This is a genomic window from Roseateles sp. So40a (assembly GCF_048081605.1).
Taxonomy (GTDB): Bacteria; Pseudomonadota; Gammaproteobacteria; order Burkholderiales; family Burkholderiaceae_C; genus Roseateles.
In genome coordinates this window covers 4,749,656-4,769,206 of the sequence record NZ_CP182288.1, presented here as the reverse complement: position 1 = coordinate 4,769,206, position 19,551 = coordinate 4,749,656, and the positions used below count along the sequence as shown (strand labels likewise).

Sequence of the window (19,551 nt, the reverse complement as noted above, 5' to 3'; positions counted from 1 at the left end):
ATCTCATGCGTCCGACGCCTTCTGGTCGCCGTAGGCGAGCAGGCGAAGCGCGTTGATGACCACGATGAGGGTGGAACCCTCGTGGAACAGGACCGTGGTGCCGATATTCAAGCCGAAGAGCGTGGCCGGAATCAAGACCGCCACGACGCCCAGGGAGACCCACAGGTTCTGCCGGATGACGCCGCTCGCCCTGCGGGAGAGTCCGACCACGAACGGAAGCTTCGAGAGATCGTCCGCCATCAAGGCCACGTCAGCCGTTTCCAACGCCACGTCCGATCCGGCCGCGCCCATGGCAATTCCGACCGTTGCACTGGCCATGGCCGGAGCATCGTTGACGCCGTCCCCGACCATCGCCACCTTGCCCTCATTGGCGCTGAGCTGCTTGATGAAGCCGACCTTGTCGTCCGGCATCAACTCCCCCTTAGCCTCGCTCAGGCCGACGGACTTTGCCACCGCGTCGGCAACCCGCTGGTTGTCCCCCGAGATCATGATCAAGTCCTTGACCCCAAGCTTCTGAAGCTTGCTCATCACGTCCGCGGCGGCCGGGCGCGGCGTGTCCATGACGCCAATGACACCCAAGAAGCGCGCTCCGCGCTTGACGATCATCGTTGTGCGGCCCTTCTCGATCAGGTGCTGATCGATGCCCGCGACTTCCGGCGGCAGGCCGCCAACATCTTCCACGAAGAGCTTGGCCTTGCCAATCCAGACGTCGTCGGCGCCGATCCGTCCCGTGACTCCCTTGCCGGTGACGCTGTGAACATCTTCCGCGTTCAAGGGCTGATCCGTCCCCTGCATCCGCTCTTTCGCGCCGGACACGATGGCGGCTGCCAGCGGGTGATCGCTGTGACTTTCAATGGCGACAGCCACGGCCAGCAGTTCATCCTGATCAACGCCAGGCGCAGCCTGGACATCCACGAGCTTGGGTTTGCCTTCCGTGAGCGTGCCCGTCTTGTCGAACGCGATCGCGGTCAAGACGCCCAAGTTCTCCAGCGGCGCACCGCCCTTGATGAGAACGCCACCACGCGCCGCCCGTGCAACGCCGCTCAGAACGGCGCTGGGGACCGAGATGGCAAGCGCACATGGGCTAGCAGCCACCAACACTGCCATCGCACGGTAGAACGTGGCACTGAATGGCTCGTCGACGATGAAACCCGCGAACAGCAACGCACCGACGAAGCCCAGCACCGTCGGCACGAAGATGCGTTCGAACTTCGCCGTGAACGACTGGGTGGGTGACTGCTGCTGCTGCGCCTCGGTCACCATCTTCACGACGCGCGCCATGGTGGATTCGGTGGATCGCTTGGCGACCATCACCTCCAGTGATCCGGTGCCGTTGATCGTGCCGGCAAAAACGCGACTCGTCGCTGCGACGCGATCGAACGCGGCAAGCGCCTGCTGCGCGTCTTCCACGGGCTGCTTCTCCACGGGAATACTCTCCCCGGTGACAGGCGCCTGGTTCACGCTGGACTTGCCCGTGATCACAAAGCCGTCGGCCGGCATCCGCTCGTTGGGCTTGATCACAACGATGTCACCGGGCTCCAGTTCGGCGATTGGCACCTCTTGCGTCGTGCCGTCGCGCTTGCGAAGCGCGGTCTCGGGCGCCAGCTTGGACAACGCCTCGATCGCCCGTCTTGCGCGGCCCATCGCGTAGTGCTCAAGGGAATGTCCGAGACTGAAGAGGAACAGCAGCAAGGCGCCTTCAGCCCATTCGCCGAGCGCGGCCGCGCCGGCTGCGGCAACGAGCATCAGCGTGTCGATCTCGAAGCGCCGCTTCCGGATGTTCTCCACCGCCTCGCGCAGCGTGAAGAAGCCGCCGAAGACGTAGGCCACAACGTACAGGCTCGTCTCCAGCGTGGACGAGAGCAGTTGATACTTGCCGAGCAGCCACCCCGCCAACAACAGCGCACCGCACAGCAGCGAGAAGATCAACTCCGAGTTGCTGCCGAAGATGCCGCCCTCATGGCCATGATCGTGATCGCCATGGTCCTCGGCGGCCTCGTTCCCGTGGTCATGCTTCTCGCCCTGCACATGCTTGTGATCCGGCGACGGAGGAGTCGACGCGCTAGGCGTGTCGAACTCCAGCGACTGGGACTTGGCCTGTTCAGAATTTTTTGGTTCAGCCATCTGGTTCTCCGGCTTTAAGTGCATGGGGGCGTCGGCGACCTACCGTCGCTTCTTCCTGGACCTCTTCGCAAGCCGCTCGGCTCTTCTCGCTGCACGACGATCCTTCAGCGACATGTAGTCCCGGATCGAGGTGTAGGTCAGGTAAACGAGCGCGACTCCCCAGCCGACGATGGCCAGGTACTTGAACATCACATGGAGGGTTTCGTGAGAGCCCGAGCTCATCTGAGACTTTCGCTCGCGAACGCTCACGCCCGGGCTCATACCGATGACCCAAGCAAAGCATCCGCATTCCTTGATTTACCTGGAGGCCTTCAAAGCCTTCTCCGCAAGCCCGGTGCGCGGCTCAACCCAGTGGTTCTGATCGAGTGCGTCGCTGCAAGCCTCGGTCTCCATCTGCAAGGTGACGTGAGCAATCTCGAACTGCTCCTTGAGCATCTGACGCAGTTGGGTCAACAGCGGACCCACGGAGACCGAGCCCTCGTGCACAACATGCGCGCTCAGACTCGTCTTGCCGCTGGACAGCCCCCAGATGTGCAGGTCATGGATCCCCGTGACGCCGGAAGTTGCGGTCATCGCGGACTCGATCGCTGTTACGTCCACCCCGTCAGGCACGCCTTCAAGGAGGATGTTCAGGCTCTCACGCAGGAGCACCCAGGTCCGAGGCAACACCCAAAGACCGATGCCCACGGCGACCAGACTGTCGACCCAGGCCCAGCCGGTGAAACGAATGACGATGGCCGCAACGATGACGCCGACCGATCCCAGGAGGTCGCTCCAGACCTCCAGGTAGGCGCCCTTGACGTTGAGACTTGAATCCTTGCCGCCCATGAGCATGCGCATGCTCACGATGTTGACGATCAGACCGAGCGAGGCGATCACCAGCATGCCTACCGACTGAACCTCAGCAGGCGAGTTCAACCGCTGCCAAGCCTCATACAGGATGTAGATCGCCACCCCGAAGAGCAGCAAGGCGTTGAACGCCGCGGCGAGGATCTCGAAGCGGTGATAGCCGAAGCTCCTCTTCTTGTCTGCCGGCCGTCTGGCGATGCGTATGGCTGCCAGCGCGATTGCGAGGGCGGCCGCGTCAGTGAACATGTGGGCGGCGTCCGAGATGAGCGCCAAGCTCTTCGTCGCGATACCACCGATGACCTCGGCGATCAGAAAGCCGAAGGTCAGCGTGAAGGCGATCCAGAGCGAGCGCTCATTTCCTCCTGCCGCGGCAGAGTGGTCGTGGTCCTTGGACATGGGTCATCTCCTTGTTCGTTTTGAATCCCATCCTCGGCAACAGCGATACCCAGCGGCCCCACACCCGGCTCTTCAGCCTTGCGCGGGACCGCCGGCGCTCAATGGGCGCTGCCCTGCTCGACAGCCACGGAGCGGCTCTCAAGTTGCTCCTCCTCCTCGTCGCGCCGGTGTGCCAGGCGGTAGAGGATGGGGAGAACCAGCAGCGTCAACGCCGTCGAGGACAAGATGCCCCCGATCACCACGGTGGCGAGCGGACGTTGCACCTCGGCGCCGGTGCCGGTGGCAAGCGCCATCGGAACGAAGCCAAGCGAGGCCACGAGCGCCGTCATCAGCACCGGACGCAGACGCGTCAGCGCGCCTTCGTGGATCGCCTCGTCCAGTCCCTTGCCCGACTCGCGCAGGTTGCGGATGAACGAGATCATCACGAGCCCGTTGAGCACCGCCACCCCGGAAAGCGCGATGAACCCGACTGCCGCGGAGATCGAAAGGGGGATGTCTCGCAACCACAAGGCCACGATGCCGCCCGTCAAGGCGAACGGAATCCCGGTGAAGACGATGAAGCCATCCTTCATGTTTCCGAACATGGCAAAGAGCAGCACGAACACCAGCAGCAATGACACCGGGACCACGATCTGGAGACGTTGAGTGGCAGACTGCAGGTTCTCGAACTGGCCGCCCCAGACCATCCAGTAGCCGGTCGGAACCTGGACCTGCGCGCCAATCAACTGCTGGGCCTCGGCGACGAAGCTGCCCAGGTCGCGACCACGCACGTTCGAGCTCACCACGATGCGGCGCTTGCCGTTCTCGCGACTGACCTGGTTGGGACCCGGTGCAGTCGTGAAGTCAGCGACTTCACTGAGCGGGATGAAGCGGCGCGCGCCATCAGCCCCGACTGGCATCGGGATAGGCAGTCGCTTGATGGCCTCCACGTCGGCGCGCAGCACTTCGGGCAGTCGGACGAGGATGCCGAAGCGGCGATCGCCTTCGAACATGATCCCCGCGTCACGCCCGCCGACTGCCGTTGCGAGTGTGTCCTGCACGTCTTGAACGTTGATCCCGTAGCGCGCGGTGCGCTCCCGGTCGACAGTCACGCTCAGCATCGGAAGGCCGGTGGTCTGCTCCACGTTCACCTCGGACGAACCCTGGATGCCTTGCAGCAAGCCCTGGATCTTCTGAGCCGTGGCGTTCAGGACGTCCATGTCGTCGCCGAAGATCTTCACCGCGACGTCGGAACGCACGCCCGAGATCAGTTCGTTGAAACGCAGCTGAATCGGTTGCGAGAACTCGTAGTTCTGACCCGGCAGCTTGGCCGCCTCGGCCTGCACGGCGGCCAACAGGTCGTCACGCGTGCGCTTCGGATCAGGCCACTCGTCCTGCGGCTTGAGCATCACGTAGCCGTCCGAGATGTTCGGTGGCATCGGGTCCGACGCGATCTCGGCGGTACCGGTTCGAGCGAAGACACGGTCGATCTCAGGGAACTTGGCCTTCAACGTCGACTCCAGCTGCTGCTGCATCGCCAGCGACTGCGTGAGGCTCGTGCCCGGAATTCGCAGCGCTTGGATCGCGAAGTCGCCCTCGTTCAGGCTGGGGATGAATTCGCTACCCATGCGCGCGGCGATCAGGCCCGTCAGCACGATCATCACTGCTGCGAACGCCAACACCACCGCCTTGGCACCCATCACGTAGTTGAGCAACGGCTCATACGCGCGGCGCGCCCAGCTCATCAGCCAGTTTTCTTTCTCAGCAACCTTCTTGCCGATGAACAGCGCGACCGCTGCGGGAACGAACGTGATCGACAGGATCATGGCGCCGACCAGGGCGATCACGACCGTGAAGGCCATCGGATGGAACATCTTCCCTTCGACGCCGGCCAGAGCAAAGATCGGCAGATAGACGATCATGATGATCAGCTGCCCGAACAGCAGCGGACGACGAGCTTCCCGCGAGGCGAGGAACACTTCATGGAAGCGCTCCGATCGCGTCAGCAGCCGTCCCTTGTGCTCCTGCGCATGCGCCAGGCGCCGTACGCAGTTCTCGACGATCACCACCGCACCGTCGATGATGATGCCGAAGTCCAGTGCCCCCAGACTCATCAGGTTGGCGCTGACCTTCTGATTCACCATGCCGGTGAAGGTGAACAGCATCGAAAGCGGAATCACCATGGCCGTCAGGATGGCCGCACGGATGTTGCCCAGGAACAAGAACAAGATGGCGATGACGAGCACAGCGCCTTCGATCAAGTTCTTCTTGACGGTGGCAATCGCCTTGTCGACCAGCTTGGTTCGGTCGTAGACCGTGACCGCATGGACGCCCTTGGGCATGTTCGCGTTGATCTCGGCCATCTTCTTGGCAACCGCTTGCGAGACCGTCCGGCTGTTCTCACCGATTAGCATGAAGACGGTACCGAGCACGACCTCGCGGCCGTTGTCGGTCGCAGCGCCGGTCCGCAACTCACGGCCGATTTCGACCGTGGCGACATCGCGCACGCGCACCGGGACGCCGCCTGCGTTGAGCAGGACGATGTTGCCGATGTCGGTCATCGAGCGCACCTGGCCCGGGGCTCGGATCAGGTACTGTTCACCGCGGCGCTCGATGTAGCCCGCGCCGACGTTCGCGTTGTTGCGATCGAGGGCAGTCACCACGTCGCTGAGCGTCAGGCCGTACGAGGACAGCTTGGACGGATCGGGGGCGACGTGGTACTCCTTGGCGAAGCCGCCAATGGAGTTGATCTCAGTCACGCCCGTCACGTTCTTCAGCTGCGGCTTGATGACCCAGTCCTGAATCTCGCGCAGGTCTGCCGGCGTATACAGCTCACCATTGGGCTTCTTCGCGCCCGGCTCGCTCTCGACAGTCCAAAGGAAAATCTCACCCAACCCCGTCGAGATCGGCCCGATGTTGGGCGTCACGCCCTCGGGCAGCTGAGACCGCGCGGACTGGATTCGTTCGTTGACGAGCTGGCGGGCGAAGTAGATGTCCGTGCCGTCGTTGAAGATGACCGTCACTTGGGACAGCCCGTAGCGCGACAGCGAACGGGTCTGCTGCAGGCCAGGCAGGCCGGCCATCACCGTCTCGATTGGATAGGTGACGCGCTGTTCGGTTTCCAGCGGCGAATAGCCTGGCGCACCGGTGTTGATCTGCACCTGCACGTTGGTGATGTCCGGCACGGCGTCGATGGGCAGCTTCTGATAGCTGAACACCCCGAGTGCGGCCATCCCGAAGACGGCAAGCATGACAAGCCATCGGTGCTCGATGGCGAAGCGGATGATGCGTTCAAACATGTTGCGTCATCTCTTTAATGGGCGTGGGAAGCCGTGGACTTGCCGGCCTCGGCCTTGGCAACGAAACTGCCCACAGCGATGTAGGGCACACCGGCCTTCAGACCTTCGACGATCTCGACCCGCTTGCCGTCCGTGCGGCCCACCTTGACGGGCTGGGCGACAAAGCCCGAACCGGTCTTGACGAACACGACGGGCTTCTCTTCCATCGTCTGAACGGCTTCAGAGGTCACGGTCACCGCCGCGTCGAAGGTCTCACTCTTCATCTCGACGTTGACGAACAGGCCCGGCCGCCACGCGGTTTTCGGGTTCTCCAGGGTCACGCGCGCTTGAGCCGTGCGGGTCGACTCGCCGATGAGGGAACCGACGTAGGCGACCTTGCCGATCGCGGACTGCTCGAACGCCGCCGCGCGCACGACGACGTTGTCGCCGACGCGCACCAGCGGCAGGTCCTTGGCGGGCACATTGATCTGGGCCCACACGGTGCGCAGGTCGGCGACCGTGAAGACATTGGCGTCCTCGCGCACCTGCTCGCCGAGCGCGATGTGCTTCTCGACGATCGTGCCGTCAAACGGCGCGCGCAGCTCATACCGGTTGAGGGCGCCGCTTTCCAGCGTGGCGCCGACGGCCTGGAGCTTCTGCCGGGCGTTCGACACCGCGATCTCCGCCTCGCGCATGGCTTGCTCGGCGATCTGAACATCCTGCTGCGGCGAGATCTTCGCCTCGTACAGGCTCTTCTCACGCTCGTACGTGATCTTGGCCAGTTGCAGGCGCTTCTGCGCACCTTGCAGGTCGGCACGCTGGTCGGAGATCGACGTGCTGTTCACCACTGCCAGTACCTGGCCCTTGCGAACCATCTGGCCCAGCGCCACCGGCACGGATTCGACGACTCCGGCCACGCGTGGCACCACGTGGGCGGTGGTGTCCTCGTTGAACTTGACCTCGCCGGGCAACTGGTAGCTGGCCGCCAGCGAAGCGGCCTTGGTGGCCTCGACCACGATGCCAGAAGACTTCTGCTGTTCGGCGGTCAACGCGATCACGCCTTCGCTGGGCGAGAACGGGAACGACTGGGTCTGACCGCCCACCACGACCTGAATGACGCCCTCAAAGACATGCGGCTCTTCAACAGGTTGGGCGCTGACAAGCGCGTCCTTCTGAGCCGCGAACGTCAGCTTCTGCTCCTCGCCGCCCGGACGCTTGATCTGCGCAGTCACCTGCAGCTGACCCGGCGCGACATCCTTGCCTGCCTGAGACACCCAGATCTTGAGGCGCGGAGTACCCTGATCCTCGGACAGCAGCGCCTCGACGGTCACGTTGCCCTTGGAGATCAGCTCACCACCACGGCTGCCCTTCTTGGCTTCTTCGTGGTGTTCGCCGTCCCCATGACCCTTGGCGTCGTCGTGGCCCTTTTCGCCACCGGCCTTGGCTTCCCCGTGATGTTCGCCGTCGCCATGGCCCTTGGCTTCTTCGTGTGCGTGCGACTCTTCGCCGCCAGACTTCCCGCCCGTGGTCATCAGCCCGACGGCGGCTGCGGCGCCAAGCGCCAGCACCACGGCAATGGCGATCGCCTGCTTCTTGCCGGCGCCGCTGCGCAGGCGTTCCTTGAGTTCGTTCTTGGATGTCATTTGGAAACTCGTTGATGGATCGTTGTTCAGGGACGAGCGTCGGCGCTACCGAGCCGGCGATCGATCTCCGCGGAGAGGCGATGGGCTTGAGAGAGCGCGGTGAAGTACTGCCCGCGCGCCTGCAAGAAGGTGCGCTGCGCATCCAGCACATCCAGGAAGCCGAACTTGCCCAGCTCGAAGCCGCGGCGCGCGGCCTCGTAGGCGGTCTGGGCCCCGGGGAGCACATCGCGACGTAGTGCCTCGATCTCGTCGGTACGCGCGTCGAGCTGGTCGACGGCCTGCAGCACCTCGGAACGCAGTCGCTGCTCCTCCGCTTGAGCCATCGCCTGCGCCGCGTCGCGCTTGCGCAGCGCCTGGAATTGAGCGCCCTGATTGCGGTCGAACAAGGGAATCGGAATCGAGACGCTGATCAACGGCTGCGTGCGGCCGATGTCGGGGGCGCGTTGCGCGCCAAGGCCGAACGTGACATCGGGGACGCCGCGAGCGCGTTCCAGATTGAAGGCGGCTTCCGCGCGCTGGACCTCCATCTGCGCCCGACGCAGGATCGGAGAGCCCTGGATGCGGTCCCCAAGGGTCTCAGCACCAGGCAGTGCCGGCAGCGCGTCAGGGCTGCCGTCGACCAGCGAGATCGACCCCTGAGGCACTCCCATCACTGCGCTCAGCGCTTTCAGGGCTGCGGTCAGGTCCGCCTGTGCCAGCCGTTGCTCGATCCGCGCCGTGGACTGCGCAACACGAGCCCGCGTCTCTTCGGTGGGAGACACCTTGCCCGCGGTCACACGACGACCAACGGCGTCCGCGCCGTTGGTGGCGATGCGCTGAGACTCTTCGGCGACCTTCACGCGTTCCTGCGCGATCAGCACTTCGAAGAAGGCCTGGATGGCGCCGGCGCGAGTTTCAGCACGCTGCGCCTCCAACTCCAGCGCTGCGACATCGCGGGTGCGCTGAGCCAGTTCGACGCGAGCGGATCGCTTGCCTCCCAGCTCGATGGTCTGGCTGAGCGTCAGCTGCGTCGTACGCGTGGCCTTGCGGGTGTCCTCAGTGCTCAGGCCGAGCGTGGGATTCGGGATCAGGCCCGCCTGTCGAATCGCGCCGTCGTTGGACTCGAGCTCGTAGCCGAACGATCGCAAGAGCGGATTCTGACGCAACGCCGTTTGCACGGCCGCATCGAGCGTCAGTCCAGATTGAGGATAGATAGTTCCGGCCGAGGAACCAGCGACAGATGCCGCGGCTTCAGGGGTTGCGGGACGGGTTTCGCCAGCTTGGGCGAAGGCTTGAACTTGGAAGAGTGCCGCACAAGCAAGCGGCACAAGCAATCTGCGCATCGAAAACTCCAGGGTTGTGGAAACAACTCGAAGGATTCGACGAAGGCAGCGCGGCTCAAGCCGCTAAACGAGGAACAGGAAGGAACCCGCTGCGATCGCCGAATCAGGCGATGCGCCAATTGGGGCGTTCTGGATGATCAGGAGCCCGAGTCGAGAAGACTTGCTCGTTTAGGCCACGCATGATCTGCGCGCTGAGATCCGCGAGCGCCATGCTGGTGCTGGAGACCGGCTTGGCACCACTGAGATGACACGCACCGCAGTCGTTGTCCAAGCTGGCTTTTCCGAGCTTGGTCTTGTCGCTGGGCTGTGGCTTTTTGCCCTGAGCCTGCTGCCCAACATCGGCGTGCGAATGCACGTGATGACCGAAGTGACTGGCCTCCCTCGAACTCTCGTGCTCGCAATAGGCTGCCGCTGCTCCCCAGGTGAACTGGAAGGGCAGCAGCACCAGCAAGAAGATTGAGAGCCAGCGACGCATATGGCGCAGTCTAGTGCGGTCAACGGTTCAGAAGAGCCGTTGACCTAGCCTTTAAGGGACACGTGTAGGCAATCGGGCACAGCCCGACCGGGCTTAACTGCCTTCGGACTCGTTGCGGCCGACGTAAACCGTGAAGTTCGTGTTAGCGAAGCCTTCCGGTGCGATGACGGGCAGGTTCACGGCGCGATGTTGCGCCGAGTCGAACTTCCAGGTGAAGGTCTTCGCACCGTCACGGAACTCGACGATCTGGCCGCAGTCGACATTGACGAAGCCGCCTTGTTTGACGTCGACCACCTTGTCGGCCTTCACGGCGGCGACGGCCACGCCGTGGGGCGAGCGGCCGTTCATCATGAGCTCCGACTGCGTTGCAGCTTGGGCGCCGGCAGTCAGCGTCAGGGCGGCAACTGCGGAGAGGATCGACATGGAAACCTTCACTTTATGTACTCCTTGTTGGTGAACGTGACCTCCGACGGAGGCGACATGACGTTCATCGCGGAGTGAACTTTAGAAGTCGGCACCTTCCAGCAAACCGTGCGTCTTGATTACAAAACTGTCAGCTTCTGAGGGTGCCTCTGTCCGCCACAGGCGCACCTTGAGCACCTGCGGGCGTCCCTTCATCGTCGGTGCGTGCGACCTCCTTCAGCGGCGCCATCCAGCGCAGCGTGGCGTAGGTGACCAGACTAAGGATCACGGCGATGTCGTACAGGCCGTATCCCACCGCGCCACCGACCGCGCCGGTCGCCCAAAGGCTTGCCGCAGTCGCAGTTCCCGAGGCGCCGGCAGAGTGCTTCAGGATCGCTCCACCTCCGATGAAGCCGACGCCGGTGATGAGACCTTCCAGGATGCGAGCCTGACCGATCGACTCGATGCCCAGCACGCGGATGGCTACCAGGACGAAGCCACAACTGGCGATGGCCACGAGAGGGAAGGTGCGTATCCCGGCGCTGCGCTCCTTGCGTTCCCGGTCCCAGCCGATGGGCAAGGCGAGCGCATAGGCGATCGCCAAGTCCATCACGTGGGAGGCGATCTCGACCCAATTCACTTGACCCGTCATGTGTGGCTCCTGGCCGTTTGATAGTGAGAACGATCGGCAACGCGGCGAGCGCCAAGCATTCCTGACAACACCGTAATCGCGCCGTCAGCGGCTTGCCCGCAGCGGCAACTCATCATGGCGACGCACTGGGCAGCCACATGGCCCCCAGCCCGCCAACCACGATGTATCGGAGCGACCATGTCCATTCTTCGCCGCCTGTTCAGCGGTCACCACAGCGGTGGCCACGGACGAAGTGATCACCACGGCGGGCATCGCCGTCTCGGCGACCCGAGGTACGACTCTCATGGGAGTCGGAATCCGGGATGGTCTGAACCGTCGCAGCCGCCAGTGGCGCGCTCCAACGAACAAACCATCGCTTGCATGCGCTGCGGCGTGAGCAATAACGCTGCAGGACGCTTCTGTACCCAGTGCGGTTTTTCGCTGCGCCCGATGGCTTGCGGCAAGTGCGCCGAACCGCTGGGCACGGAAGGCAAGTTCTGCCCAAATTGCGGCACGCCCATTCCCGCTTCAACTCCCGCTTCATCTGGTTGAACTCCGCTCATCCGGGCGTTCGACCTGCAAGAGCGATGACTCGCCTTGAGCGAGTTCTTCGATCGGTGCTTCGCAGGACCGTGGCTTGACGAAAACGAACCGAGGGTCTGATATCGGTCGGGTCGTTCCCGCCGGCAGCAGCAGGATCCAGCCCCGATGGTTGCTCCGGTAGCTGGCCATGGCATAGGGCGCGGTCGTGTCTTCGGGTCGGCGGCAATCCAGCGACGCAGCCGGCACCTTGAACTCTGCCGCGGGGCGCACCGCCCAAAGCGTCGCAAGACGCCAACCCTGGCTTTCGAGGTGAGTCTGCACCCCTGGCGTCGTACATCCCCACAGGAAGAGCGCCAGCGTCACCAGGACGATGCCCCAGTGAGGCCGGTGCCGATCGATCTGCTTGGCTCGCCCCATTTCCACCACCCTGTGCCCGTCGATTGCCGAGAAGGGTCGAACTGTGGAACTGCCAGCCCCGCCAAACACTGACCGCTGGATTACAAGACTGACAACTTCCGATCGTTCGAGGTCCCAGCTCCTCACGATCGGACCAAGGAACTCTGATGACGACACGCATTTCCCCTCGGGCCGGCGAGCCGGCGCGCGAGGAGGACCTCATCGATGTGAGCGCCCTGCGGGGAGCCTATTTCTCACTGATCCCCAACTCCGAAGACCCACAGCAACGCGTGCGGTTCGGCACCTCTGGACACCGCGGCTCGTCCTTGGATGGCTCCTTCAATGAGCGGCACATCTGGGCGATCACGCAGGCCATCTGTGACTATCGAAAGAGCGTGGGCACGACAGGCCCACTCTTCCTTGGCATCGACACGCATGCGCTTTCCCTACCCGCGCGTACGAGTGCCCTGGAGGTTCTCGCGGCCAACGGCGTAGATGTCCGTGTGGCGCCGTCAGGCCAGTTCACGCCAACGCCCGCTGTTTCCCTCGCGATCCTCGACTTCAACCGGATGCACGCGCCCGGCCCGCTGGCCGACGGCGTCATCGTGACGCCCTCCCACAACCCACCGCGAGACGGCGGGTTCAAGTACAACCTTCCCCACGGAGGGCCGGCCGACAGCCACGCCGCCTCGGTGATCGAGGAGCTGGCCAACCAGCATCTTGCCGAGCACTGCAAGCGCGTAAGACGCGTTGAAGTTGCAAGGCCTTTGGCCTCTGGCGCCGCGCGCCCCTACGACTTTCTGCAGCGCTACGTGGTGGCGCTGAGTCACGTCATCGACCTTCAAGCGATTCGAGACTCAGGGGTTCGCATCGGGGTCGACCCGATGGGTGGCGCCGGCGTCATGTATTGGGAAGCGATCGCCGACCGGTATCGCCTCCCGTTGACCGTGGTCAACGCCAACATCGACCCCACGTTTTCGTTTATGCCGCTGGACTGGGACGGCCAGATCCGCATGGATCCGTCTTCCCCATTCGCCATGCAGGCGCTCACACGTCAGTGTTCCTTGTTCGACGTCGCGTTTGCCTGCGACACGGATCATGACCGGCATGGCGTCGTATGTCCGAGCAGCGGTCTGCTGCCGCCCAACCATTTCCTCAGCGTCGCGACGGACTATCTGTTGATGCACCGACCCCAATGGCCCATGGCGGCGGCGGTGGGAAAGACGGTGGTGACCACGTCCATGATCGACCGCGTCGCGCAGGCCATGGATCGCCGCGTCCTGGAAACTCCGGTGGGCTTCAAATGGTTCGCCCAGGGGCTCCATGACTGCCAACTGGCAGTGGCATGTGAAGAAAGCGCAGGGGCCTCGTTCTTGCGACGTGACGGTTCGGTGTGGACAACGGAGAAGGACGGAATCGTGGCGGGGCTGCTCGCCGCGGAGATCACCGCCCGTGCCGGTGCAGATCCCGGGCTGTACTACCGCACTTTAAGCGCGACCCAGGGTTCGACCTGGTCAGATCGCATCGATGCACCCGCTACTCGGGATCAGCGAGCTCGGTTGGCCAACGCGAAAGCCGAAGACTTTCAGCAACGCGTGCTCGCCGGCGATGAGATCACGCAGGTGCAAACGCGAGCGCCAGGCAATGATCAACCGATCGCCGGCATCAAGCTGACTTCGCGACGCGGCTGGGTCGCGATGCGTCCCTCAGGTACCGAGGACGTATACAAGGTGTACGCGGAGAGCTTCGAAAGCGAGGAGCATCTTCAGAAGCTGCTTTGCGATGCACTGTTGCTGGCCGACGGTGCGATGGCGAATGCGGACAGCTGACTCGCGGTCGCCGCGCTCGGAACCTGCGCAAGATCTCGGTGCGTCGGCCGATCTCGCCGTTGATCACACGCTCGCAGCTGCGGCGAACGCTCGCCCGCTACGCTTCCTTCTGGTTGGCGTCGCTGCCACTATGGTTCACTGGGTTGTCGTCGCGGCCACCGTCTCGACTTTCGGTTGGGAGCCTTTGAGGGCAAATCTGGTGGCGTGGTTGACAGCCGCGGGCGTGTCGTTCATCGGCCACCAACGCTGGACGTTCGGTTCAAGGCGAGCCGCCACGAGGAGCGCGGCCCCAAGGTTTCTGGTGGTGTCACTCGCCGGCTTCGTCCTCAACCAAGTCATGTTCGCATCGCTGCTGCGATGGACCGAATTTCAGTACGGCACGGCACTCGCGGTGGTGTTGCTGCTTACGGCGAGCGTGACCTATCTCGCCAGCAACTTATGGGCCTTCTCTGCTCCGTTGGGTCGACCATAACTGCTGCCGACGTACGGACTTCCGCTGGTCTTGGCGCATTCCGCATCTCGACTAGACCTCAGTTGCCACCGTTAGTCTTCTTGAACTCAGAAGCTCTCGCGAAGCGGGATGCCCGCCAACCGGAGTGCCTGACGCTTCAAAGCATCCTTGCGTGACCACTCGGGCGTATTGTGGTGATCACCGCGCTGCACCTCCTCCACGTAGGTCACGTAGCCGGCTTCGTTGCATACGACAATGTCAAGCTCACAGTTTTGCACGTACATCCAGTCCTCAGCGCTGAAGTGCGGCTTGAGCGCTCGCACGTCGACCAGACTGCGCATCGGATAGTTGGGAACCACAATGGAGCTTGGCAACTCGGCGCGAATCCGATGGAAGGCGTTGCACTCGGTATTTGACCTGAACAATCGCGTCGACGTTGCCTCCGGTGGGAGGGAGGATTCGCCTTGCAGAAAGTAAGGATTGAGCACAAGCCGCCCGCGAGTGCTGCGGTGAAGCGCCTCACACATCCATCCCGAGCCTTCGGCATAAAGCTGCACGCTGGCGCCGTCTACGACGAGGGTGATGGCCTGCTCGGAGACTTCCAGATGGCGAACGCCAGGAGTATCTAGTACTGCGCTGGTCAGCCAAACTGCCGCTTTATCCAAGGCCTCCGTCGCTTGCTCGTCGTGTAACCAGCGCTTGGTCTCGGAGCTCCAGATGGGCCACGGCGCCGCTGTCATCAGCTGTTGGAAGGAGTGGCACTCAGGCAGCCACTCTTCAGTCACCCGATAGATCAGCCTGTAGCGTTCGGCCAGACCGAGAATTTCGTTTTTCTTCCCATTGTGCTTGCTCAGGTACATGTTCAAGCAGTTGAGAAAATCGTCCCCGTCTTTCGGTTTGAGCTCGATCAAGGCCCGTAGGGCCTTGTTGGGGTCGTTCTTGTGGAGCACCCAGTCCCGGCGCATACGGTCCTGATCCGGTGTCGGCTCTTGATGCATCTTCAGGTGCTCCAACTCCCTCTCGTAGGTTGACATAGCTCTGGGTGATTCGTCAGCGACAAGCTGGCGCAGGTCGGAGGCGAGGCGACTGTTCAAGGCAGCGCAGAAATGACAGTCGCACGACTTCGACGAGACTCTCGCGTCCGTTGTGTCCAAGCTGTGTCGGCAACGTTGGCAACTGAACATGCCGCGGAATAGCAAGGCTGGGTTGGCGACGTCTAGCGTCTTGAGGCGATAGCTTCCGTCCTCGCCGCAAGCAGGACAACGAACCTTGGCTTCAAGTCCAATGTCCAGGGACGCGAGATTCGCGAAGCTGATGCTCTTCGCGTTCTTCCACGGGGACATGTTGCCGGTCTCGAGCATCATCCGCAGCGCTTCGAGGCCCGCCAATTTTGAAAAGGCTAGGCGAAGCGTTCGAGCCTGTGGCTCCAGTGGACCGTTGGCGCCGTTTCCGAAGACGGGCGGCCGTACAACGGACTTGGCCGCCGTGGCCGTTCGTTGGTCCAATATCTCCGAGAGGTAAGTCAGGACAGCGTCGCTTTGCTCTGGTGTGCATGCGGCAACCAACTCAGCGACGGCGGCGTGAATGACAGGCTGCAACATGCTATCCAACGCAGCCTGAATCTGCTCTCGATCGAGCGACACTTCTGCCCGGTGCCGATGGTGAAGGCGAGCAAGCCTCTCCCTTCCGGCATCAGAAATCAGTTGGATCTCGTGCGCGCTGGAACGCCACCTCATGAGCCGCATGGTCACCTCAATCTGCGAAATCGTAGATCGAAGTTATCTCACAGACCTGTTCGTACGCGCTTCCTGCAAAGCTCCTGCTCCCTCACACGCAGCACGAGTTCTGCGCTTCCAGTCGCGCTCCGGCGGCCTTGAGCAGCTGCCCTGATCCGATCACCGCGGTGAGCGGTGCTTAAAGGTGTCCGGGCCACAGGCCGTTCAGGTGGCGATGCGCCAACATCCGAACGCTGGCCCCGCGCCAGCTCATCCAGGACAGAGCAATCGAAGGGCATGGAGCCGTTCGCCCCGCTTCATCGCTCGCTCAGCTTCCTTGCCAGTTCCAGTGCGCGTGCGCGCGAGGCCTCTCGGGCCTCCGGATTTGACTTCTCGGTCGACGGCACGTCATCGAGGATCGCCTCTGCGCGGATCTGCTCAAGGTCACCCGGATCTGACGCAGCCAAAATGGGCTTGATCCATGCTTCGAACTCGTCGGCTAGGACGCTCGTCGGCGCACCTTCGGTGGACCACCGGACGTCGCCAGGGTAATTGCGAAGAAGTCTCTCCACGACCAGTCGCGGCAAACCCGATCGCTCGGCGGCCTCGGCCGCTGTGATCCAACGGGCGTCGTCTGTCGGCTTCATGTTGACCTCGCCACGGTTGCCGGGCCACTGCATCTATCGCTCAAGATCTGACTAGCGCTTACGAGCGCCTTTGGGGCCAAGCAGCACACGGACGCTTCTTGGCTCCCGCTCGATGGTGGCGTCAAATTCTGCTTTCGTGGGCATCCGTATGCGAGCCGCCTTTTCGAACAGTTCCGGGCGGACCACGACGAATTTTCCCGGTGCTACCTTCACGCGCTTCATAACGCACCTCTTTGGCATCGAACCTACTTGCACCGCCGCGTTGGCGGCCATGCGCTACCGTTGACCCAAGCGATCCGTCAGGCGAGCCAAGATCCACGAGCGGTAGCTCTCGGGCATTTCGAAATCGTTGGCCAGGTTCACACTGAATTTTTCCAGCATCTGCTCCGTCGTCAGAGCTGCGTACTTGGGCTTGAGCGCCTTCTCTCGAAGGAAACCCACGGCCCAGTCAACCACTTCGCAACAGCGCAGGAAGTCCCCAGCCCGTTCCTCCGGCAGGGAGCCAGGCTCGTGAAATCGGCCATCGGGCCCTCGCGTCAGGCTGAACTTGAGTTGCATGCCGGACAGCGATCCGCCGAAGGGCGGGTGAGGGAAGTCGTCTGGAACGGCAAGGGTCATGGCTTCGCTCCTTCAACAAACTGTGCGGCCACGGTTGCCCGACTCATGCGAGCTGCGCTTGGCCCGTCGAGCTCGCCAGGCACCACGACCTCGAGCTCGCCGTCCCCGATGATGGCCGTGATGCCACGCAACCCTACCCCTACGGACTTGAAGCCCTGAGATCGCCACACCTGCAACTGGTCCTCGAAGCGCCACCGCGCATCGTGAAGGTGTCCGTGCGCAAGCAGACTCACCCCTAGCGCGCGCGCCAGGTCGTCCAGGACGGGGAACCCGTACGGGTGATATCCGCTCGCCTCATGGGTCACGAGAATGTCTGCCCGCTGCCGCTTGAGCCGCTCGAAGTCTTCGGGGTAGATGGTGCCCCAGTGCTTGAAGTGAGGACCGTCACCGTAGCGATCCTGACGAGGTGTTGAACGCGCATGTTGGCGCATGCTGCTGAAGCTTGGCGGTGCGCCAGCGGTGCCGCCGGCTCCCTTGGGCAGCCAAACACTGCCGCGGAATACGTTCCCCAGGCCCGCGATCCTTCGCCCATCCTCGAGCTTCACAACCCGGCCATGCAGGTTCCTATCCGCCAGCCGGCTCTGCCAAGTGCGCTCGATGTCGACGATCCGATCCGAGTCATGGTTCCCCGGGATCCACCATACGCGCTCGGCCACCGGAGCTAGGACCGTCTCCAGGGGAGCGTCAGGCTCCATGTCTCCTAGGAGGATGACGGCGATGGGATCGATCTTGCTTGTCGCTTCAAGGATGTGGATGAACTGCCCGTGAGGATCGCCGCAAAGTAGGATGGGTCGAAAGGTCATGAGACAGGCGCTGCGCCTCGCATTTGACGCGCTTGGTCGAAAGGCAGGCCGGGAGGCGCATTCCTTGCCGGACTGCATGCGCGCGCTCGGGGCAATGTTGAGGGACGGGTTGGTTACGATGTTCTAACAGCTAAACCGGTGCCGGACAACGTAGTCACAGAATGCGTCAAGCCTCTCGCGCACTGGCGTTTGAGCTGGTAAGGATACTGAGCAAGCGAGAAATGGTTGCGGGCTCGAGAGAATCAGGCCCGGGTACGTTGTAGATGCGCCGCGAAGAGGCTCGGCCAGTGAAAGACGCCTGGCCGCAGCCTCGGCGCGGGATCAATTGTTGAAATGGTGCTCGACAATCAACTCCGAACAGAAACGTTCGGAGTTGCCTCCTAGGTCCAGGCCTCAAGGGCGCGCGTAAGTCCATGATTTCGCATCCTTCCCTGTTCGGACTGATTTGTTGACGACAGCGGGATTCCTTGACCTCGAGGTCGGCCAGGCCGACGAGCGTGAAGCTGGGGAGGCCATTGGCCAGGTGCACTTCCACCTCGACCGCCGGCGCCGACAGCCCGTCCAGCGCCCGGCTGTGGATGATCGCGAGGGACATCGCCATGACGCCGCTCCGCTCAACGCTTGGGCGGGCCCTTGAGCACCGTGCTGAAGGCTTCGGTCATGGTCATTCCCCTTTCTGTCGTGGATGCGTGTATTCATCGGGATCGCCGACGGTCAAGCAACTGTGCATATCGAAAGTCCAGCAAACCGCGAGGCACCCAGAGCGTCTTGACGATCTGGTCGACGTTTCTCATCCAACCGCTCGTCACGCACCACCGCAACTTCTCCGTCGGAACCAGCAAGCTGGCAGCGAAGAGATTTGCCGCCCGATCCCGAGGATCCGGCGCATCGTTGGCGAATGAATTCCAGACTTCCAGCGGCGGGTTGTCGTGTCGCAGCACGATGTGACCCAACGCATGGGCGATGGCGAATCGCTGACGGTAAGCGGAGTCCTTCAGGTCCACGACGATCCGCAGCTGCCCATCCGGGCCGGCATAGGCGGAACTCCGATCCTCCTCAGCGAGCGCCAGCACCTTGATGCCCATCTGCTTGGCGATCCGCTCCGGCAGGATCGGCATCGCGCCATCCCCATACCTCGCCACCACCCATTCCGCCGCGTCCTCCGGCCGCATGTGCGACAGGTCCACCGGCCAGGCCACCTGAACCTCTGTCTTCACCTCCACCTTCGCGTCCTGCATTCGCTTCCCCCGTGCACCCACTCGGGTCATGAGGCCGGGAGTGTCGCCAGCGGCGGATTTCACGGCTAGCACCCTGTTGGGGCGTTTCAAGGGTTAACCAATCCCCCGTCCGCGCATGCTTTTGGTGCGGGTTGACGCTCCACGGGGCGACTTCGGCAACCGTTCGTCTCGCGATGAGCCGGAATGGGGCTCTTTCGGGGGAAGGCGGCGGC

The 19,551-nt window shown here is 63.0% G+C and carries 18 protein-coding genes and 1 pseudogene; 3 read left to right on the top strand and 16 right to left on the bottom strand.

Going from position 1 to position 19,551, the window contains the following annotated elements:
- Nucleotides 1-3 precede the first annotated feature (3 nt).
- The 9 genes from ACNI65_RS21705 to ACNI65_RS21665 form a co-directional block, all read right to left on the bottom strand.
- On the bottom strand, nucleotides 4-2,124 hold the full coding sequence (locus ACNI65_RS21705; RefSeq protein ID WP_416759317.1) for a heavy metal translocating P-type ATPase: 2,121 nt from the start codon (nucleotides 2,122-2,124) through the stop codon (nucleotides 4-6).
- Between the two features lie 39 nt (nucleotides 2,125-2,163).
- On the bottom strand, nucleotides 2,164-2,313 hold the full coding sequence (locus tag ACNI65_RS21700; protein WP_416759315.1) for a hypothetical protein: 150 nt from the start codon (nucleotides 2,311-2,313) through the stop codon (nucleotides 2,164-2,166).
- 108 nt (nucleotides 2,314-2,421) lie between these two features.
- Complete coding sequence (locus ACNI65_RS21695; protein WP_416759313.1) at nucleotides 2,422-3,369, bottom strand: cation diffusion facilitator family transporter; 948 nt, start codon at nucleotides 3,367-3,369, stop codon at nucleotides 2,422-2,424.
- A gap of 98 nt (nucleotides 3,370-3,467) precedes the next feature.
- Nucleotides 3,468-6,647, bottom strand: a complete 3,180-nt coding sequence (locus tag ACNI65_RS21690; protein WP_416759312.1) for a CusA/CzcA family heavy metal efflux RND transporter — start codon at nucleotides 6,645-6,647, stop codon at nucleotides 3,468-3,470.
- Between the two features lie 14 nt (nucleotides 6,648-6,661).
- On the bottom strand, nucleotides 6,662-8,269 hold the full coding sequence (locus ACNI65_RS21685) for an efflux RND transporter periplasmic adaptor subunit (protein ID WP_416759310.1): 1,608 nt from the start codon (nucleotides 8,267-8,269) through the stop codon (nucleotides 6,662-6,664).
- Nucleotides 8,270-8,295: 26 nt separating this feature from the next.
- A complete protein-coding gene (locus ACNI65_RS21680) occupies nucleotides 8,296-9,591 on the bottom strand; it encodes a TolC family protein (RefSeq protein WP_416759308.1) in 1,296 nt (431 codons plus the stop codon).
- Nucleotides 9,592-9,694: 103 nt separating this feature from the next.
- Entirely contained in the window at nucleotides 9,695-10,066 is a 372-nt protein-coding gene (gene czcI, locus ACNI65_RS21675; protein ID WP_088404262.1) for a cation efflux protein, CzcI family, read from the bottom strand.
- Between the two features lie 93 nt (nucleotides 10,067-10,159).
- Nucleotides 10,160-10,489 (bottom strand): CzcE family metal-binding protein, encoded by a 330-nt coding sequence (locus tag ACNI65_RS21670; RefSeq protein WP_416759306.1) that lies wholly within the window; start codon nucleotides 10,487-10,489, stop codon nucleotides 10,160-10,162.
- Between the two features lie 130 nt (nucleotides 10,490-10,619).
- On the bottom strand, nucleotides 10,620-11,120 hold the full coding sequence (locus ACNI65_RS21665) for an MgtC/SapB family protein (RefSeq protein WP_416759304.1): 501 nt from the start codon (nucleotides 11,118-11,120) through the stop codon (nucleotides 10,620-10,622).
- A gap of 114 nt (nucleotides 11,121-11,234) precedes the next feature.
- Here ACNI65_RS21665 and ACNI65_RS21660 point away from each other — a divergent pair, with 114 nt between their 5' ends.
- Nucleotides 11,235-11,651, top strand: coding sequence for a zinc ribbon domain-containing protein (locus ACNI65_RS21660; protein ID WP_416759303.1), 417 nt, complete (start codon nucleotides 11,235-11,237; stop codon nucleotides 11,649-11,651).
- Here ACNI65_RS21660 and ACNI65_RS21655 read toward each other — a convergent pair.
- Nucleotides 11,640-12,059 carry a hypothetical protein gene (locus ACNI65_RS21655; RefSeq protein WP_416759302.1) on the bottom strand — a complete coding sequence of 140 codons (420 nt, stop codon included), beginning with the start codon at nucleotides 12,057-12,059 and terminating at the stop codon, nucleotides 11,640-11,642. The two genes, ACNI65_RS21660 and ACNI65_RS21655, sit on opposite strands and share 12 nt — an antisense overlap.
- A 146-nt stretch (nucleotides 12,060-12,205) precedes the next feature.
- Between ACNI65_RS21655 and ACNI65_RS21650 the strand changes: the two genes are divergently transcribed.
- Nucleotides 12,206-13,867 carry an alpha-D-glucose phosphate-specific phosphoglucomutase gene (locus ACNI65_RS21650; RefSeq protein WP_416759300.1) on the top strand — a complete coding sequence of 554 codons (1,662 nt, stop codon included), beginning with the start codon at nucleotides 12,206-12,208 and terminating at the stop codon, nucleotides 13,865-13,867.
- Nucleotides 13,821-14,339: a GtrA family protein gene (locus ACNI65_RS21645; protein ID WP_416759298.1), complete on the top strand. Its 519-nt coding sequence runs from the start codon at nucleotides 13,821-13,823 to the stop codon at nucleotides 14,337-14,339. The genes ACNI65_RS21650 and ACNI65_RS21645 overlap by 47 nt, the downstream gene beginning before the upstream one ends.
- Nucleotides 14,340-14,425: 86 nt before the next feature.
- On the opposite strand, the gene ACNI65_RS21640 is transcribed toward ACNI65_RS21645, so the two are convergent.
- The 6 genes and pseudogenes from ACNI65_RS21640 to ACNI65_RS21615 form a co-directional block, all read right to left on the bottom strand.
- Nucleotides 14,426-16,054 carry a transposase gene (locus ACNI65_RS21640; RefSeq protein ID WP_416759296.1) on the bottom strand — a complete coding sequence of 543 codons (1,629 nt, stop codon included), beginning with the start codon at nucleotides 16,052-16,054 and terminating at the stop codon, nucleotides 14,426-14,428.
- A 296-nt stretch (nucleotides 16,055-16,350) separates the two neighbouring features.
- Nucleotides 16,351-16,713: a hypothetical protein gene (locus tag ACNI65_RS21635; RefSeq protein ID WP_416759294.1), complete on the bottom strand. Its 363-nt coding sequence runs from the start codon at nucleotides 16,711-16,713 to the stop codon at nucleotides 16,351-16,353.
- A 243-nt stretch (nucleotides 16,714-16,956) separates the two neighbouring features.
- Nucleotides 16,957-17,298, bottom strand: coding sequence for a hypothetical protein (locus tag ACNI65_RS21630; RefSeq protein WP_416759293.1), 342 nt, complete (start codon nucleotides 17,296-17,298; stop codon nucleotides 16,957-16,959).
- Entirely contained in the window at nucleotides 17,295-18,101 is an 807-nt protein-coding gene (locus ACNI65_RS21625; RefSeq protein WP_416759292.1) for a metallophosphoesterase family protein, read from the bottom strand. Before ACNI65_RS21625 ends, ACNI65_RS21630 begins: the two co-directional genes overlap by 4 nt.
- Before the next feature lie 418 nt (nucleotides 18,102-18,519).
- Nucleotides 18,520-18,696: pseudogene (locus ACNI65_RS21620) on the bottom strand (magnesium chelatase domain-containing protein); the annotation flags it as partial.
- 100 nt (nucleotides 18,697-18,796) lie between these two features.
- The gene (locus ACNI65_RS21615) at nucleotides 18,797-19,339 is read right to left on the bottom strand and encodes an ImmA/IrrE family metallo-endopeptidase (protein ID WP_416759291.1); all 543 of its coding nucleotides are present in this window, start codon (nucleotides 19,337-19,339) and stop codon (nucleotides 18,797-18,799) included.
- Between the last annotated feature and the right edge of the window lie 212 nt (nucleotides 19,340-19,551).